The sequence below is a fragment of the Shewanella amazonensis SB2B genome, from assembly GCF_000015245.1.
Taxonomy (GTDB): Bacteria; Pseudomonadota; Gammaproteobacteria; order Enterobacterales; family Shewanellaceae; genus Shewanella; species Shewanella amazonensis.
Map to the genome: position 1 here is coordinate 152,619 of NC_008700.1, position 18,534 is coordinate 171,152.

Consider the following 18,534-nt stretch of genomic DNA (forward strand, 5'->3'; position numbering starts at 1 on the left):
TGGAAAGGTGCTGCCTGCCGTCATACAATGCGTCTCCCGGGGGCTTGGCCACAAAATGTTAATGTGGTAGCCAGGGCGTCGGGTGGGCTGCGTTACTGTGGCTTAACATTATACTCAGGCTTTCATTGTTGATGTTGGGGGTGAGTGACATGGCCGATAGGGCATCTGAAGCCGAATTGATAAAGTTGCCTGTCAGCAAACTCACCCGAGGCATGTTTGTGGCGGCTATTGAAAATAACGGCAAGGTCGCCGTTGCCAATGCCGGGCAAATCAAGAGCCGGGAGACCATCGCCAAGCTGGTTAAAAGCGGTATTCATCATGTGTGGGTGGATGCAGAGCGCTCCTCCGACGAATCCGGTCTCAAACCCAAGTCTGCCCAGGGCAGTGCAGCGCCAGCTGCCGGTGCTGTTCGTCCTTCTCGCGCCAACCGCGACCTGCGTCAAACCCAGGCCAAGAAACTCCTCCATGAAGCCAAGGAACTTATCCGCAAGGTATTGTCCGAAACCTTCGAAGGCAAAGCCATTGAAGTAAAGCCTTTTGAGGCGCTGGCCGACAATATGATTGAGTCAATCATGCTTGATGATGATGCCCTCAAATGTGTGTCGGCGCTGCGTGACAAAGATGCCTATCTGCTTGAACATTCAGTGAATGTAGCCTTTCTGTTGGTCACCTTTGGCAAGTATTTGAAGCTCGATCGTGAAACCTTAAAGCAGATGGCGGTGGGCGGTGTGCTGCACGACATAGGTAAAATCAAGGTTGATAACAAGATTTTGCATAAGCCCGGCAAGCTGACACCGGAAGAATTTGAGCACATGAAACTGCACCAGTTTTATGCGATGGACATTATGTCCGAAGCCTCGGCGCTGTCGCAGATTTCAAAAGATGTATGCCTGATGCACCATGAAAAGCTCGATGGTCGCGGTTATCCCCGTGGTTTGAAGGGCGATGAAATCCCACTCCACGGCCGCATGTCCTGTATCGTGGATATTTTCGATGCCCTGACCGCCACCCGCTGCTACAAAGAGGCCATGAGCCCTGCGGCCGCCTTTAAGATCTTGCTGAGTTTGACGCCTTTCCATCTGGACACCGATCTGGTGTACGAATTTATCCGCTGTATCGGTGTCTATCCGGTGGGATCTCTGGTGGAGCTGTCCGACGGGCGTGTGGGCATTGTCTGGGAGTCCAAAGACAGGGATGCCCTGAGCCCGGTAGTGAAATGTTTTTATTCACTCAAGCACAAACGCTACACCGAAGTGAATTTTGTCGACCTGCTCAAGTCAGATCTGAACATAGAGCGGGGCGTCTCCCCATCCAGCCTGGATGTAGACCCCAAGCCATTTTACTGAGAATCGAAGCCGCCCAACCCAGAGTTTAAACTGTGGCACCACCGCAAACAGGGCAATTGGGCTGGCGTGGCAGTATCATCTGGCGCATCTCCATCGTCATGGCATCCACCATCAGCAGGCGCCCCAGCAAAGGTTTGCCCATGCCGGCAATCAATTTAATGGCCTCAACTGCCTGTAAGCACCCCATCAACCCCACCACCGGGGCCAGAATACCCGACTCAACACAGGTCAGCTGCTGCTCACCAAACAGGCTGGCGAAGCACTGATAACAGGGGCTGTCTCCGGCATAGTCAAACACGGTAATCATGCCTTCCATGCGAATCGCCGCGGCCGATACCAGCGGTACCTTATGGGCAAAGCATGCCCGGTTCAGTTGCTGACGCACCGCCACATTGTCGGTACAGTCCAGCACCAGGGAATGGTCTGCGACCAACGCATCCATTTCGGGGTCGTCCAGTACCCGGCCAATGGGATTTATCTGCACATGGGGATTAAGCTCATTGAGAGCCAGCCTGGCCGATTCCACCTTGAGCATGCCGATGCGATTGTCCCGGTGTAGCACCTGGCGTTGCAGGTTCGACAGCTCCACAGTGTCAAAGTCCACCAGAGTCATTGCACCAACACCGGCAACGCCCAGATACTGGGCGGCGGCGCAGCCAAGGCCGCCGGCGCCTATCACCAGCACCCGAGCCTGTTTGAGCTTTTCCTGACCCTCTATATCCATGGATTTTATGGAAATCTGGCGACTGTAGCGTAGCAGCTCTGTGTCAGAGAGTATGTCGTCGGTCATTGGGCTTAGTCCAAAATGCTATCGAAGGGTTCAACCAGAATAGTCTCGCCCGCTTCCAGGCTGCCCTGAAATTGAGGCAGATGGATAAAGCAGTTGGCGAGGCTCATGGAGGTCAGCATACCTGACCCCTGGCCACCTGTGGTGCGCACCATGAGGCCCTTGTCTTCCCGTGTCAGTATGCCACGCTGATATTCCACCCGACCGGGTTGGCGGCGAATGGCGCTCGCCAGTGTGGCCTCCACTAACAGCGCAGGACGCTGGGGCATGCCCTGCATCTTGCGCAGCATAGGCCACACCAGTTTCTGGAAGGTCACCATGGAGGACACTGGGTTGCCGGGCAAACCGCAAAACAGTGCCTGGCCGATGCGACCACAGGCGAAGGGTTTTCCGGGTTTGATGGCGAGTTTCCAGAAGGTGATTTGCCCTTCTTCGCTCAGAATCTGTTTGGTGAAGTCGGCCTCCCCCACAGACACGCCACCAGAGGTCAGCACAACGTCGGCGCGGCTTGCCGCCTCGCGAAATGCCTGACGAATGGCGTCGGGGCTATCGGGGATCACACCGAGATCCAGCCACTCAAAGCCGGACTTTTCCAGCAACCCACGAATGGAATATCTGTTCGAATCATAGATTTGTCCCGGTGCCAGCTCACTGCCGACGGGCCTGAGTTCGTCGCCCGTTGAGAAAAAGGCGACCTTGAGGGTACGAAATACCCTGATCTGGCTGATGCCAACGGTGGCCAGCACGCCAAGCTCGGCGGCACGAATGCGTACACCAGTGCAAAGCACGGTATCACCCGCCTTAAGTTCTTCGCCGCGGCGGCGCACATGCTCACCGGCGGCCTTGGGGGCCGTGATATGGATGTGCTCACCTTCGGCCCGGGTTGCCTCCTGCATCTGCACAGTGTCCAGACCGGCGGGAATCGGCGCCCCGGTCATAATGCGAACACAATCCCCGGCGGCCAGTTGGCCCTTAAAGGGATGGCCTGCGAAGGACTGGCCTTTGAGGGTCAGCACGCCATTGAATGCCTCGAGATCGGCAAAGCGGAAGGCGTATCCGTCCATGGCGGAATTATCGAATGGGGGCAAGTCCAGCTGACTGTTCAAGTCTTCGGCCAATACCCGTCCCAGGGCGTGGTTCAGTGTAACCATTTCGGTATCTGAAATGGGTTTCACCTGCTCGAGCAGTTTCTTGATGGCCTCATCCGGATGCATGAGTTCGGGTTTGCTGCATGGGTCTTGGCTGGGCATTCAGGCTCCCTGGGATTGGTTTGCTTGGATGTAAGGCCGCCATTATGCCATGGCATAGCGGGGTAACTGTATGATCCAGACAGGCAAAAATTGTGAATTGGCTCACCTTTGCCTGTCTGGGGTGACACAAAATGGGCTATTTGGCGCTGGCAGTGGCTTGGGCTGCGGCTTGCTGTACGGTGAGTTTCATGCCGTCGGTCAGGGTTTCTGCGCCGCGGATGACCAGGGTATCTCCGGCGTTAAGTTCGCCCCGCACCGCTATCCAGGGGCCTTCACCGTCGCCCAGGGTCACGGGAATACGCTCAGCGGTCTGCTCGGGGGTAACCCGAAACACACTGGCGCCACTGGAGCGCAGTACCAACGCGTCTCTTGGCACCAAGGTGGTTAAGGTGGCCGGTGCTATCGGCAGGGCCATGGACACCAGTTCACCTATGTTGATTTCCCGTGCCATGGCCTGTGGCAGGTCGAGGCGGGCTTCAAAGGTTTGGCTGCGTACATCCGACACGGGTATCAGGGTACGGATGCGGGCGCTGAATTCACCGTTGCTGTGATACACCTTGAGCTCGTCCCCGATATTCACCCTGCGACTGTGTTTCAGTGGGGCATGGAGTCTTATTTCCAGATGGTCGGGGTCTGTGATGGTTAGTACCGGCTCGGCGGGGCCCACATCTTCACCGGCCTGATGGCTGCGTGAGATAACAATGCCGCCAAAGGGGGCCTTGAGTTGGGTGCGAGCCAGATTATCGCGGATGATATCCAGCCTGACCCTGGCAAGCTCCAGGCTGCTTTTGGCCAGATCCCGCTCGGAGCGGGTATCGTCGATTTCTGTGCGGGAAATGCTTTGGCTGGCCGCCAGGCGTTCCAGCCGGGTCAGGTTTCGCTCAAGGCGTGCCAGAGCGATTTCTTCCCGATTGACCAGCGCCTGTTGTTCGGCCAGTTGCAGGGTTAATGGCGTCGCATCCAGCCTGGCAACCACCTCACCTGCGCTGACCCGGGTGCCCGCTTCCTGCACCCACTCCAGTTTACCGGCTACACCCGTGGTCAGCTGTGCCAGGCTGCGGCTGTGCACAGTGCCCACCACCATGAGTTTGGGTGACAGGGGGCGCTGTTCCACTGTGGCCACGCCGACGGAACGCTCATCAGCTGCCAGCACCTGACCGCCCATAATCAGCGCCAATGCCAGCAGGGGAGATTTAAAATAAGTCATTGAGTTACCTCTTGTGTCAGCGCTTTGGTGCTGAGAGCTCGGGTGGCTGTAAGGCGAAGTAGGCTGGGCATGAGAACGAGGGTGAAAAGGGCGCTGAACGTCATGCCGCCCACAATCACGGCGGCAAGACCACGATAGATTTCACTGCCCACGCCGGGCACCAGCATCAGGGGTAACATACCAAAAATACTGGTGAGGGTGCTCATGTACACAGGTCGGGCGCGGGTGGCCACCGCCTGATAAATAGCATCGTCCAGCAACAGACCATCGCGGCTGCCCTGACGGGTTTGATCCACCAGCAGGATGGCGTTATTGACCACCAGTCCCAGCAATATGATAAAGCCAATCATGGTGAGCAAATCCAGGCTCTGGAAGCTGAAGAGATTCAGCAATCGCAGGCTCATTACGCCACCGCAAATTGCCATGGGCATAGAGAGGATCACCAAAAGGCTGTCTTTTACAGATTTGAACAGGGCTGCCATCAACAAAAACAGGATCACCACCGCCATCAGGAAGTTGGTACCCATTTGCATGATGGTATGGCTTAAGCGGTCGGCGGTGCCTCGAAATGCCAGAGAGCCGTCGGCGGGCAGCAGGGCGCGGATCTCATCCAGAGTACCGCCGCTGAGTTGTTCCATGGCTTCATCCATGGACAGATTCTGGGGCGGTATCACCAGCAGCGAGATAGCCCGGCGCCCATTGACCCGTTGCAACTGGGTTGGTCCCACAGTGCGCTGAATGGTGGCCAGCTCACCTATGGTCTGCACGCCTGCCCCCGGGGTGTACACGGGGGTGGCCGCCAGCTGCTCCGGATATTGCCACTCTGGGCCCTTAAGCAGCACATCCATGCGCTCGTTCCCGTCGAAATACTCACCTACCCACAGGCCAGAGGTATAGGCGCGGATGGCGTTGGCGATTTGGGTGCGATCGGCTCCCGCCTGGGCGAGTCTGTGTTCATCGGGGATGAGTTGCAGTTCCGGTTGTGCCAGGCTCAGCCCCGGAATGGGGCGCACCACAGCGCCGGGCATGGCGTTGTTGATGAGCGGCATGGCGGCCGATGCCACCGACATCAGCTGCTCCATGTCCGGCCCTATTAAATCGATATTGATGGCGCGGCCACCGTTAAAGCCAAAATTGAGCAGGGTGCTGCGATTGGGGAACGCCTGGGTGTCCGGCAGGTCTTTGAGGATTTCGTTATTCAGCAGCCCCAACATCTCATCAATACGGGTTGGATCTTCCGGGTAGATAAAGAGCACGTTAAATGCGCCGAAAACCGAGAAGTTATAGCCCTTGATATATGGCTGTTTTTCTTTGTCGTAATAGGGTTTCAATCGGCTGATAAGGCGCGTACCCAGCTCGGTTTCCATGGCATCAATGTTGGCACCGGGGGGGAGGGAGAAAAAGGTAAAGATGCCATCGCCACTGGCCTGGGGCAAAAAATCGACTCGGGGCATCAGCAGCAAACTCAGGGCACTTGTGCCGACAATCAGCAGTGCACACCAAAATGCGGCGAGCTTGCGTGTGAGAGTCAGGCGCTTGACCCAGACGCTCAGCGGCTGCCAATAGTCTTTGCCGCTTTGCTGGGTGTCGGTTTTCAGCCACAGCATGTTCAGCATGGGGATAACGCTGATGGCGCTGACAAACGAAGAGACCACAGCGACCGAGAGAGTGAGAGCCAGATCTGAAAAGAGCTGCCCCTCAACGCCGGGCATAAAAAGCACCGGTAAAAAGATGGCCACTGTGGTGGCGGTGGAGGCCAGCAGCGCACCTTTCACCTGTGCCGTGCCCGTGAGTACCGCCTGTGTCAGCGCCATGCCCTGATGCCGCAGCCTGACGATGTTTTCCTGCACTATAATGGCGGCATCCAGCACCAGACCCACCGCAAACGCGAGTCCCGCCAGTGAGATGATATTCAGTGTTCTGCCCATGGCTTCGAGGGTGATAAAGGCTATCAGCAGTGCCAGGGGTATGGTGACCCCAATCATCAGGGTGGCGCGGATATCCCGCAAAAAGCCATACAAAATCAGCAGTGCAAGTAGCACCCCAATACCCAGATTACCTTTGACCAGCAGGATGGCACGTTTGATATGGACCGAGGCATCAAAGGACAACTCCAGCGTCAGTCCACGGGGATTGAGCACCTCCCGGTTGAGATCGTTGATGGCCTGGTTGACCCCGTCCAGTGCCTCGACCGTGTTGGCGTCGAAGGTGCCTTGCAGGGTGATGTAGTACGCAGGGTAGCCATTACGTTTGGTGAAGCCCCGCTGCTCGGCGGTGGTGACCCGAATGTCAGCCAGTTCATGCAGGTACACGGGGCGCCCGGCATTGTAGGCCACGATGAGTTGCCCCAGGGTCTCGGGGCGATACTGGCCGGCAAAGCGTACCGTGTATTCCCGTCGCCCTACCTTGGCGGTGCCGCCGGAGATGTCTGCTGCGCGGGAAATGGTGCTTCTGAGTTGATCTAGGGTGATGCCCAGAGCGGCCGCCCTAAAGGGGTCAAATTCAATGTGCAGTTCCTTGGGCAATTCACTCTGCAGTTGCACGGCGCCAATACCGGTTATCTGCCTGAGCCTGGGCTCAACCAAATCATCAATCAGCTTTTGGTATTGGGATAAATCGGTTTGTGGATTATCCGGCAGGGTGTAAATCAGCAGAGAGGCCAGGTTGGGGGTACCACCATTTCCGCCGCCCACATTGATAAAGGGCTCACCCGCATCCAGCGGTCTGGGCGGTGTTTGGTTGAGGGCGTTTATGACATTAATCATCGCCTCCTGCATATTGGTGCCCACCTCGAAGGTCAGCGTAATGCCTCCAAAACCCTGGGAGATATTGGATGTCATTTCCTGAACCCCGGGTACCTGCCTGAGCACGTTTTCCTGGGGTTCTATGATATTCGACTCCATTTCCTGGGGCGCCGCAGCACGCCAGTTATTGAACACGGAAATCTGGGGCTGCTCTATGTTGGGCAGCAGCTGTATTGGCAGTTTTGCGATGGCAAGCAGGCCAAACATCAGGATCAGCATCAGCGCCACTGTGGTGGCGGCCGGGTTTTGTGTGCTGGAATGGGTCAGGTTCATGTGGTGGCGCACTTGGCATAGTTATGCAAAGGAGCTTAGTGGCTATATGTAAACAGAACATGTTTGCTTGGTAAGCAAATGTAACTCGATTATCGGCAATAATGATAAGTGTTACTATTTAAAAGTCATTGATTTAGGTAAATTTTATTGATCTTTGATATCGCCTTGGTGACAATGCCGATTCATGAAAAAGACGTATAAAGGACGCAACAATGCTGGCTGCCACCATGATTGAAAAGCTCAACGAGCAGATTAACCTCGAATTTTTCTCTTCCAACCTGTATCTGCAAATGAGTGCCTGGTGCGAGGATAAGGGGTTTGAAGGGGCCGCCCACTTTATGCGTGCCCATGCAGACGAAGAAATGGGCCATATGCGCCGCCTGTTTACCTATGTCAGCGAAACCGGAGGCGTGCCGCTCATTGGTGCCATTGCCGCACCCAAAGCCGAGTTTACGTCTTTGTTGTCTCTGTTCGAGTATACCTACGAGCATGAGCAAACCATCACCCGTAAAATCAATGAATTGGCCCATGTTGCTTTTTCAACACAAGATTATTCCACCTTCCACTTCCTGCAGTGGTATGTGGCAGAGCAGCATGAAGAAGAAAAGCTGTTCAAGAGCATTGTCGATAAAATCCGCCTGGTTGGTGAAGATGGCAAGGCGCTGTTCTTTATCGATAAAGATTTGGCCATGTTGGCCACTCAAGAGGCGGAAAGCATCATGAAACCCTCAGCGCAGTAATGCTGCGCTGAAACGGAAAAAGCGGCCATTGGCCGCTTTTATTAACTGTTTTGATAGGCAAATCCATCCGGCTGGCTGTGCTGGTGGCGTTCAAGCCACGGCAGCAATTCCTCAAAGGGCAGAGGACGTGAGTAGAGGTAGCCCTGACCGAACTGACTGCCCAGCGCCTGCAAAAAGGCCTGTTGGTCTTTGGATTCGATTCCTTCTGCCACCAGCTTCATACCCAATGACTTACTCATGTTGACGATGGCGCGCACCAGGCTGGCATCCGACTCGCAGCCCGGCAGTTGCTCCACAAAGCTTTTATCGATTTTGATGGCCGAAATCGGGAATTTTTTCAGGTAGCTGAGGGACGAGTAACCGGTACCGAAATCGTCCAGATAGATGGCACAGCCCAGGTCACGAATATTGTTCAGGGTGTCCAGGCAGTGATGACTGTTGTCCAACAGCAAGCTCTCGGTAATTTCCACATGCAGATGGCGGGGCGCAATGCCATGACGGGACAGCGCACTTCTGAGTTGCTCGTCCAGACTCTGGCGTTTGCAGTGACATTGGCACGCCGACACGTTGATGGCCATGCTCAAACCAAACCCCAGAGTGTGGAGACGGGCCAAATCGGCCAGTGCTTTGTCCATCACCCACTGGCCCAGTTCACCCATCAATCCCATGTCTTCCGCCACCGGAATAAAGCGAACCGGTGAGACCAGGCCCTGCTCGGGATCCTGCCAGCGCAGCAAGGCCTCCAGTGAAGTGACCTCGCCGCTTTCCATGTCCACCACGGGTTGGTAGAACAAGCAAAACTCGTCGTTGGCCACGGCCCGGCGCAAGTCACGCTCCATACCCAGGCGTTCAATCAGTGCCAGATTCATTTCCTGGGTGAAGTATTTAAAGTGATTACGCCCTTCGTCCTTGGCGCCATACATGGCGGTTTCGGCATTACTGAGCAGGGTTTCCACATCCAGCCCATCCTGGGGATACAGGCCTATCCCCAGGCTGGCCGATACAGACATCGAACCCTGCTCGACTTTGAAGGGGTCACCCATGGATTGCAGCAACCGTTTGGCATATTGCTCTACTGCATGTTCCTGCGCCAGGCGGGGCAGTACTATCACAAATTCATCGCCACCGAGGCGGGCAATAAAGTCGGTGGAGCCCATGACTGTTTGCAGGCGCTTGGCGACGGCTTTTAGCAGCAGGTCACCGCAGTCGTGGCCCTGGGTATCATTGATATATTTGAATCTGTCGAGATCCAGCACCATCACCGCCAGTTTACGACCATCGTGTTCCGCCATTTTCAGCTCGTGGCCGAGTCGTTCTGACAGCAGTTTGCGGTTTGGCAGGTCTGTGAGGGTATCGAAATTGGCCTTGTACCAGATGTCCTGCTCGTATTGCTTGCGGCGGCTGATGTCCATAAAGAGACCGATGTGATGGACTATCTGCCCCTCATCATCACGCACCAAGGTAATGGCCAGATATTCGGGGTAGACCTCGCCATCTTTGCGGCGGTTCCAGATTTCGCCCTCCCATTTACCGGTGCTGCGCAGCGATTCCCACATGGCGTCGTAGAGATGCGGTGGATTGCGGTGCGAACTGAGAATGGAGGGGTTGCGGCCTTTCACTTCTTCAATGCTGTAGCCGGTAATCTGGCTGAAGGCGGGGTTGATAAGCTCAATGTGGTTATCGGCATCGGTCACCATGATGCCTTCGGCGGAATATTCAAACACGGCGGCGGCCCTGACCAGGGCCTGACGATACTTTTTACGCTCCTTGAGCATCTTGTTCATGGCCTCAGCCATGGCGGCAATCTCATCACTGCCCTTGGTTTTTATCGTCAGCTCCAGCTTGGGATCGTCGGCCATTTTTTGCATGTCCGAGGCAATGCTTTCGATTTTACCCATAAAGCTGGCGGTAATTTTACGCCCCAGCAGCAAAGAGAGTATCAGGGTAAACAGTGCCGACGCGGCATAAGTGCAGATATAGATGAGTGACATCCGCATTTGATATTGGCTCAGGCTTTCAATATGAGCTGCTACGCTGCGCGCCATGTCCTGCAGCATGGCGGTGCGTTCGTTGGCCAGTTCCCACCAAAGACGGGCATTCACCGGCGGGGCCGGGGATCTCAGGGTATCCAGGGCGCTTCGCAGCCGCGAGTCATCCACCCGTAATTGGGCATCAATGGTTTGAACCGGCAAACCGGCGGCTCTGAGCTGGCGGATTTTGGGAATGCCCATATGGTACTGCAGCAAGGTGTGTTTGATTTCGTCGATGGCACCTCGCTGCTCCGCGCTGAGATTGGGCAGCGCCTTGAGTTTGGCCAGCAACAGGCTCATGTCATCCCATTTTTGGTTAAATTGGCTGGCGTAGACCTCATCGCCCCGCAGCAGGAAATTTTTATAGCTGTGGATTAGTCCACCGTAACCCAGGCTGTCGGACATCTCCCAGGCCAACTGGCTTATGTTACGTTGCTGTGCCACCTGGGCGCGGATGTTTTCCACCTGTTGGCTCGGCAGCGCTGATTGCAGTTTTTGCAGCAGTACCCTGTGGTGTTCTTCAAAAGTATCCAACGCCAGATCTTCACCATGGGTCTGTTCTTTTATCAACGTTTCCAATTGGTTAAATGTAGATGGCTCCAGGGTATCGGCACTCAGCAGCCGCGTCATCAAGCCCCGTTCCCGCGCTGCCAGCTCCTGAATTCTCAGAATCAGCAAGAGATCGGAATAAGCCCGCGACTGGGCGGCATCATTGGTTTGGTGCTGCAACTGATTGATAAGCAGCAGGAGTTCATCATTGAAACGATTGAAGAAACCCGGCTCATCCCACTGATGTTGTTGCACCGCCTGACGCACCAGAGGCAGACGATTGGCACTGGTCTTGATGTTGCCCAGAACCTCGTTGAAGGTCTTGGCCTCGTCACTGGCCAGGTCCTGGCTGAATCTTGCGAGTGCGTGGCTTTGCAGCAAATGTCGATAGCTTAAGTCGGTTTTGGCTTGCTGCGCCTCGAGGTCTATTTCCGTGATGGTGGGTTTATCACTGAGATAATTCATGCTCAGGTTGCGCTCGTGCTGCAACGCGTACACGAGTTCGGCGGTTTCACCGCTGATTTGAATGGCGAGGGTATTGCGACTGGCGGTTTGAAATTCTTGATGCAGCCCCATTGCGCGAATGATGCCAAAGATAGCCAGGGTCAGAATAGGCAAAACTGCAAACAGGATAAGCTTCTGTCTGAGGCTGTAGTCGTGCAGCGAGGCCATTTGCAAAAGAACTCCATGGTGAATCGAGATAGTCCCCTACGTCTTCCATGCCGGGGGTATAGAGTCGCAAACAATTAACACAGCCTTTGGCCGAGGGGCGACCACTAGTTCATGGATTTCTAATCCACATCACAAAAGCCACGAAAAAACTGTGTGTTTCAGAGCAATAACTCGGTTATTTATCCGCTTGGGGGTGACGTGTTCCCAATAGTGTGCTCGGTGATGGCATAGGTATGCCACCTTAGTCTTTCAAAACAAAAGGCGACCCCTGGTCGCCTTTTGCATTAAGTGCCCAAGCTGTCGGGGACTTGATGGCCCAATGAGCGTCAGGCGCTTTGGCTCATCAGTGCCTCACGGTATTGCACCAGATCTTCAATGCTGAGCACCGGCATCTGGTGAGCCTGGCCGAAGGCGATGATTTCAGGCAGGCGTGCCATGGTGCCATCTGGGTTGGTCAGCTCGCACAGCACACCAAAGGGCTTCAGCCCCGCCAGACGCATCAGGTCTACAGTGCCTTCGGTATGACCACGGCGTCCAAGTACGCCTGCGGGGTGTGCCCGCAGCGGATAAACATGACCCGGACGGGCCAGATCACAGGGTTTGGCACCATCGGCAATGGCTGCCCTGATGGTGGTGACCCGGTCAGCGGCAGACACGCCTGTGGTGACGCCTTGTTTGGCTTCGATACTCACGGTAAATGCAGTACCGTATTGGCTGTTGTTTTGCGCCACCATGGGTGGCAACTCAAGCTGGCGCACCCGCTCATCGGTCAGGCACAGGCAAACGATGCCTGAACACTCACGGATAAGCATGGCCATCTGCGCATTGGTTAATGACTCGGCGGCAAAAATCAGGTCGCCTTCGTTTTCACGGTCTTCATCGTCGACCACAAGTACGCCATGGCCGCGCCGCAGTGCATCGAGGGCCGCATCGACCCGGGTAAGCGGATTGCCAAACTGCGCCAGCAGTGAAGGGGATGTTTGAATCTGATCCATAATAGTTCCTTAAATCACATAGGGTTATTGGATCAGGGCATAGCAGGATCCACCTGTGCCACACGGCAAGGTGTTAAGGTGCGAAAGCCGGTACTGACCGCAGTCGTCAGACAGCAGGCAGCGCGTTTCAGCCGGGGCTGAGACAGTGTCATCACCGGATATTCTCGACCATTCTCTCCCATCCGGACTGAGCCTGGCTGACAGGGATGAATTCCTGCACCAGGACAACACCGTCGGCTCCGGAATACCCGTTAACGGGATCACCGGATCTGCTGACCCTGCGCAAAACCATGCTCGCAGGCGCTCGCGGGCTTTGTGGCATCCAGAGATGCCTCTTCACCGCCGGTGGGGAATTTCACCCCGCCCTGAGAATGTAACTTCACCCGGTGTTTGCACCGGGCGGGCACATTGTCTGCTACCGATGCGCCGAATGCAAACCTTGTCCTTGCCTTGATGTGATGGGCCAAGGCACTATGGTCGGCATAATTTTGATGTTCCGCATAATGTTAATAACCGATGGATTTGGGTATGAAACGACAGGCGTTGGTGGCAGGAGTATGGTTAATGGTGTCCGCATGCAGTCACAATATCGATAAACATTCAGGAGCCCTTGCCCGGGAAGATGCGGCGCCTGTGGCCCCTGTCGCGGCCAAGGTGCCCTATGAAATGACTCACCATGGTGTCACCCGGGTGGATGACTACTATTGGCTGCGGGACGATGACCGCGCCGACGCGGATGTGATAGCCCATCTCAATGCCGAAAATGCTTACGCCGAAGCCCGAATGGCACCCTGGAAAGGGTTAAAAGAAAAACTCTTTGCCGAAATGACCGCCCGCATGGTGAAGGACGACAGCTCAGTGCCTTATCTGTGGCATGGCAAGTACTATTACCGCCGGGTGGAAGGCGACAAAGAGTACCCCATCATCGCGCGCAAAGCGTCCCTGAACGGGACTGAAGAAGTGTTGCTGGATGCCAATGAACGTGCTGCCGGGCAAGATTTTTATTCCCTTGGCAATGTCAGCGTCAGTGAAGATGGCAAGCTTATGGCCTTCGGGGAAGACCTGCTGAGCCGCCGGATTTACAAGATCTATTTCAAGGATTTGGCCAGCGGTAACTTGTTGGCCGATGTGCTGGACAACACCGAAGGCGAAGCTGTGTGGGCCAACGATGGCAAGCATGTGTTTTACATCGCCAAAGACCCTCAGACGCTGCTTGGCTATCAGGTGTATCGCCACCGTCTTGGGACGCCTCAAAGCGAAGATGTGCTGGTGTATGAAGAGGCCGACGACAGCTTCTATATCGGCCTTGGCAAGACCCTTGATGGCAGCCGGATTTTACTCTTCCATGAAAGTACCACGACCACCGAAGTGCAGCTGTTGGATGCCAACCAGCCGCTGGGCAATTTCACCTCTTTTCTGCCGAGGGAAGAGGGTCATGAATATGCCATCACCAAGCTGGGGGATGAGTACTATGTGCTTACCAACTGGCAGGCCACCAATTTCCGTCTGATGAAAGTCAATGGCACTGACACCGCCGACAAATCCCGCTGGCAGGAAGTTGTGCCCTATAACGAGCAGGTGCGTATTGAAGATATGCTGCTGCTCAAAGACGCCCTGGTGCTGCAAACCCGGGAAGCGGGTGCTACCCACATACGGGTCTACGATCCGGATGGCAGCCAGAGCCGGGAAATCCATTTCGATGAAGCCGCGTACGTGACCTGGCTTGGCACCAACCGAGACCAGAGCGCGAACACAGTACGTTTTGGCTATTCCAGCCTGACCACCCCAGATGCTACCTACGAATACGACATTCACACCGGTGAGCGTAAGTTGCTTAAGCAGCTTAAGGTGCCGGGGTTTGAAGCAGGCGCCTATCAGAGCGAACGTTTGATGCTGCCCGCCCGGGATGGCGTGTTGGTGCCCGTGTCTGTGGTGTATCGCAAAGATAAATTCAAAAAAGATGGCACCAATCCGCTCTACCAATATGGCTATGGTGCCTATGGCAGCGTGGTCGATCCGGACTTTTCCCTGTCGGCGCTGAGCCTGCTGGACAGAGGCGTGGTGTATGCCATCGCCCACGTACGGGGCGGCGAGATGCTGGGCAGGCCCTGGTATGATGCCGGTCGCATGTTCGACAAGAAGAACTCCTTCACCGACTTTATTGATGTGACCGACGCACTGGTCAATGCCGGTTACGGTGCCAGAGACAAGGTTGTGGCCAGTGGTGCCAGTGCCGGCGGACTGCTTGTGGGCGCCGTGGCCAATATGGCGCCCGACAGGTACCTGGCCATCCATGCCGGTGTGCCCTTTGTGGATGTGGTCACCACTATGCTGGATGAGTCGATTCCACTGACCACCAACGAGTACGACGAGTGGGGCAACCCCAACGAGAAGCCGAGCTTTGACTATATGCTCAGCTACTCGCCCTATGACAACGTGACCCGTCAGCCATATCCCCATCTGTTGGTCACCACAGGCCTGCACGACTCACAGGTTCAGTACTTTGAGCCGGCCAAGTGGGTCGCTAAATTGCGTGAGCTTAAAACCGATAACAACGAACTGCTGCTGGTGACGGATATGGAAGCAGGCCATGGTGGCAAGTCGGGCCGCTATAGCCAGTTTGAGGATATGGCGTTGGAATACGCATTTTTCCTGCACCTGTGGGGCATAGAGTGAGCCCTATCTGGCAGCTTTATATTATCCGCTGCGCCACTGGCGAGCTGTACACCGGCGTGACAACCAACGTGGCTCGCCGTTTCGATGAGCATCAGTGCGGCGGTGCCAGGGCCGCCAAATATTTGCGTGGTCGTGGCCCGCTTACTCTGGTGTATCAGGAGAATGTCGGCAGCCGTGGCGATGCGCTGCGCCGAGAGCTGGCGGTCAAGAAGCTTTCAAAGGCCGCCAAGGAAGCCCTCATCAGCCCAGTGGCTCCGGGGAACCCGGCGCCGGGAAAGTTATCTAATCCGAAAAAGGCGGTTGAGGTTTTTGGGTGAAAATTCTGCTGGTTGAAGACAACACGGACATAGCCGCATCTCTGGCTGAAGAGTTATCAGATAACGATTGGGACTTTGCTATCAATGGCTTGCAGGGATTCCGATTGGCTCAGACGCACCATTATGATTTGATTTTGCTGGATCTTAATCTGCCCGGGATGGATGGTCTGGTGCTGTGCAGTCGCCTGCGCGAGGCCGGGGTCAATACCCCCATCATCATACTGACGGCCCGGGATACCCGTGAAGACCTGCTTGCCGGGCTCAGCGCCGGCGCTGATGATTACCTGGTTAAGCCCTTCGATTTGGATGAACTGCGCTTACGCATCGGCGCCGTGGTGCGCCGCTGCTCGGGTCAGGGCTTTTCCCAAGCCTTAACCTATAAAGACATAAAGCTGGATTTGCGCAGCCACAAGGTCTTCAGGTCTGGTGTAGAGCTGCTGTTGCCCCCGGTGTGTTTTGCATTGCTCACCTGCCTGATGCGCCATCCGGGCAAGTTACTTGGCCGCGAAGAGCTGGAACGTGTGCTCTGGCCAGAGGGGCCGCCTGATGACGATATTCTGCGCAAACACATTTACCTGCTCAGGCAAAAACTCGACAAACCCTTTCCCGAGAAACGCATCCATACCCAGGCCCGCAAAGGATATCGTTTGTTGTGAATCCCGGTATTGAGCAGAAGATCAATCGCAGTTTTATGATTGGCGCAGCGGTGCTCCTTGGCTGTTACGCGCTCTTGATTGAATTCGGCATTCATGCGCTCGAAAACCACCTCAGTGGCGCTTTTCTGCAAACCGTGGCTCCCCAGCTGGTGGATGCCTACGAACATGGAGCTCTGTCATCCCCGGATGAGGCTCAAATTCAGGTGTTGCCATCGTTACCGGCAGAGCTGGCTGCCCAGCTGCCGTCCCGGGAACCCGGACTCTACAATCTACGTCACCCCAATATTGATTTTGAATTCAACGTCTTGGTTGTTGACCGTGACGGCAGACTCTTGTATCTGGTGCAGCGCCCCGATCTGTTTGAGCTGGAAGGCTGGCAGGACTTTTTGCTGGATACCTTGCTGATAGGTGGCGGCGCCAGCTTACTGCTGTTTTCAAGCCTGTATATCCGCAGCACGGCGAGGCGTATCGGTAAGCCCTTCGATTCCCTTGCCCGTCACTTGGACGCCGATGCCCGGGCGCTGGAACCCATCACGCTGAAAGATGACACCCGGGAATATGTGGCCCTGGTGAATGCCCTCAATCAAAGCCACGCCCGGGTGAAGGAAGCGTTGGCCAGAGAAAAGAAGTTTACCCATTACGTGAGCCATGAGTTTCGCACACCCTTGACCGTCCTTAAGCTGGCACTGAGCAAAATGGGAGACGCAGAGGCGCCAGCCATGCAGCGGGCGATGCGTGCTGTGTGGGAAATGGAAAATCTCACTGGTGTCCTTCTGCTGCTTGCGCGCCGAACCGAACAGGATGATGGTCATTGTCTGCTTGATGAGGCCTTGCTGGCCCCTTTACTTGAGCGGCTGGCTATCCGCAGGAAGAGCAGCGCCGCAGAGTTTTCCATGCATGTTAGCCCTTGCCAGCTGCCGGCACACCCGCTTTTGCTCGGTTGCCTGATTGAAAACCTGCTGGCCAATGCCTTTATCCACAGTGTGGGCGCCCGTGTGTATTTACGCACCGATGCCAGTGGTATTCAAATCTCCAACCTCGGCGGGGAGGCCATAGAGCATGGTGAGAGCCACGGTATCGGTCTCATTCTGGTGGAAGATATTTGCAAGCGTTATGGCTGGCACTTTTCCATGGTTGTGGCACCCGAGGGTGTGGTAGCCCAGGTTGTGTTCAACCAAAGTATGATGAATGAGGACACTTCATTGACATAAGTGGCGATATGATGCTCCCCAAAAGATTACAATAAAACAACATTGGGGCAGCTGATGAAGCTGGGTAACACTGATATTTCCGGGGCGCAGGCCGTTTTTTTGGCCTTGGGTTCGTTGGCCATTTTTTTCAGTCAGGTGCCTTCGGCCAGCCAGCAGTTGTTTCTCTTTATTAATCAGGCGGGAAGGCTTGTGCCCGACACCCCGTTGGCCCTTGTCACAGATTGGGGGAATGGCATTGCTGCGGCCTGTATCTGGTTGACTATCCTATGTTTTCGCCCATCCATTTTCTGGAAATCTCTTACCGCTATCGCGGTTGCGGCCTTGTTGATCAATGCCCTGAAGCAAGGCTTTGATGTGATGCGCCCTGCCGCAGTACTGGAGCATATCCGCATTGTCGGCGCGATGCGCCTCAACCACAGTTTCCCATCGGCCCACACGGGCACAGTGTTTGTCATTGCGGGCATGGCCTGGACTCTCTGCCGTCGCACTGATATCAAGACACTGATTTTATTGTTAGCCCTGATGGTAGGCCTAAGCCGCATCACCAATGGCGCGCATTGGCCACTGGATGTGGTGATGGGCGCCTGGCTTGGATGGGGTTCTGCCCGACTTGCGGCCCATTGGGTTCCCGAGTGCCAGCTGAGTTCAAAGCATATACTGCTGATAATGAGCATTTTTTACGGCATTGTATTGGTCTCGGCTCTGCAAGCCCGCGTACCATTCCCGAACCTGCCGCTGGTGGGCATCCAGCTGAACCTGCTGTTGCTATTGCCCCTGGCTGGGCTTGCACGACTCTATCGGCAAATGCGTGCCCAACAGTCCGCCAGCGAGAGCAAGGTTTCCCTCGCCGGTTGAGCGTCTCCGGTTAAGCGCTGATAGAGTGCCTTACAATCAGTGTTGGTGGCTTTTTGTATTCACCGGTAATGATGTTTAATGGCTTTCGTGAGCGACTTTTTCATCGTAAATCAGCATGTTTGGAACAAGCGCAATGACCTGCATTCGCCCCCCGGCTTTTTCCGTC

At 55.4% G+C, this 18,534-nt stretch carries 12 protein-coding genes, 1 pseudogene and 1 riboswitch; of the genes and pseudogenes, 7 read left to right on the forward strand and 6 right to left on the reverse strand.

Annotated features, from left to right (window positions below; genetic code table 11):
• Window positions 1–149 precede the first annotated feature (149 nt).
• A complete protein-coding gene (locus tag SAMA_RS00690; protein ID WP_011758259.1) occupies window positions 150–1,346 on the forward strand; it encodes an HD-GYP domain-containing protein in 1,197 nt (398 codons plus the stop codon).
• Between the two features lie 25 nt (window positions 1,347–1,371).
• Here the strand turns inward: SAMA_RS00690 and moeB are convergent, their stop codons facing one another.
• The 4 genes from moeB to SAMA_RS00710 all read right to left on the reverse strand — a co-directional run bounded on the left by moeB (window position 1,372) and on the right by SAMA_RS00710 (window position 7,667).
• On the reverse strand, window positions 1,372–2,136 hold the full coding sequence (gene moeB, locus SAMA_RS00695; protein WP_011758260.1) for a molybdopterin-synthase adenylyltransferase MoeB: 765 nt from the start codon (window positions 2,134–2,136) through the stop codon (window positions 1,372–1,374).
• Window positions 2,137–2,141: 5 nt separating this feature from the next.
• Window positions 2,142–3,383: a molybdopterin molybdotransferase MoeA gene (gene moeA / locus SAMA_RS00700; RefSeq protein WP_011758261.1), complete on the reverse strand. Its 1,242-nt coding sequence runs from the start codon at window positions 3,381–3,383 to the stop codon at window positions 2,142–2,144.
• 136 nt (window positions 3,384–3,519) lie between these two features.
• Window positions 3,520–4,590: an efflux RND transporter periplasmic adaptor subunit gene (locus tag SAMA_RS00705; RefSeq protein WP_011758262.1), complete on the reverse strand. Its 1,071-nt coding sequence runs from the start codon at window positions 4,588–4,590 to the stop codon at window positions 3,520–3,522.
• Entirely contained in the window at window positions 4,587–7,667 is a 3,081-nt protein-coding gene (locus SAMA_RS00710) for an efflux RND transporter permease subunit (protein ID WP_011758263.1), read from the reverse strand. Before SAMA_RS00710 ends, SAMA_RS00705 begins: the two co-directional genes overlap by 4 nt.
• A 212-nt stretch (window positions 7,668–7,879) precedes the next feature.
• Here SAMA_RS00710 and ftnA point away from each other — a divergent pair, with 212 nt between their 5' ends.
• A complete protein-coding gene (ftnA, locus tag SAMA_RS00715) occupies window positions 7,880–8,407 on the forward strand; it encodes a non-heme ferritin (protein ID WP_011758264.1) in 528 nt (175 codons plus the stop codon).
• Between the two features lie 41 nt (window positions 8,408–8,448).
• On the opposite strand, the gene SAMA_RS00720 is transcribed toward ftnA, so the two are convergent.
• Entirely contained in the window at window positions 8,449–11,658 is a 3,210-nt protein-coding gene (locus tag SAMA_RS00720; protein ID WP_011758265.1) for an EAL domain-containing protein, read from the reverse strand.
• A 326-nt stretch (window positions 11,659–11,984) separates the two neighbouring features.
• On the reverse strand, window positions 11,985–12,653 hold the full coding sequence (ribB, locus tag SAMA_RS00725) for a 3,4-dihydroxy-2-butanone-4-phosphate synthase (RefSeq protein ID WP_011758266.1): 669 nt from the start codon (window positions 12,651–12,653) through the stop codon (window positions 11,985–11,987).
• Between the two features lie 166 nt (window positions 12,654–12,819).
• Window positions 12,820–13,030, reverse strand: a riboswitch (FMN riboswitch).
• Window positions 13,031–13,181: 151 nt separating this feature from the next.
• Here ribB and SAMA_RS00730 point away from each other — a divergent pair.
• From SAMA_RS00730 to SAMA_RS00750, 5 genes and pseudogenes are all read left to right on the forward strand, one after another.
• The gene (locus SAMA_RS00730) at window positions 13,182–15,329 is read left to right on the forward strand and encodes a S9 family peptidase (protein ID WP_041409587.1); all 2,148 of its coding nucleotides are present in this window, start codon (window positions 13,182–13,184) and stop codon (window positions 15,327–15,329) included.
• Window positions 15,330–15,334: 5 nt separating this feature from the next.
• Window positions 15,335–15,646, forward strand: a pseudogene (locus SAMA_RS00735) (GIY-YIG nuclease family protein); the annotation flags it as partial.
• Window positions 15,643–16,302, forward strand: a complete 660-nt coding sequence (locus tag SAMA_RS00740; protein ID WP_011758269.1) for a response regulator transcription factor — start codon at window positions 15,643–15,645, stop codon at window positions 16,300–16,302. The pseudogene SAMA_RS00735 and the gene SAMA_RS00740, both read left to right, overlap by 4 nt.
• A complete protein-coding gene (locus SAMA_RS00745) occupies window positions 16,299–17,513 on the forward strand; it encodes a sensor histidine kinase (protein ID WP_011758270.1) in 1,215 nt (404 codons plus the stop codon). Before SAMA_RS00740 ends, SAMA_RS00745 begins: the two co-directional genes overlap by 4 nt.
• A gap of 54 nt (window positions 17,514–17,567) precedes the next feature.
• Window positions 17,568–18,368, forward strand: a complete 801-nt coding sequence (locus SAMA_RS00750; RefSeq protein WP_011758271.1) for a phosphatase PAP2 family protein — start codon at window positions 17,568–17,570, stop codon at window positions 18,366–18,368.
• Window positions 18,369–18,534: the final 166 nt, after the last annotated feature.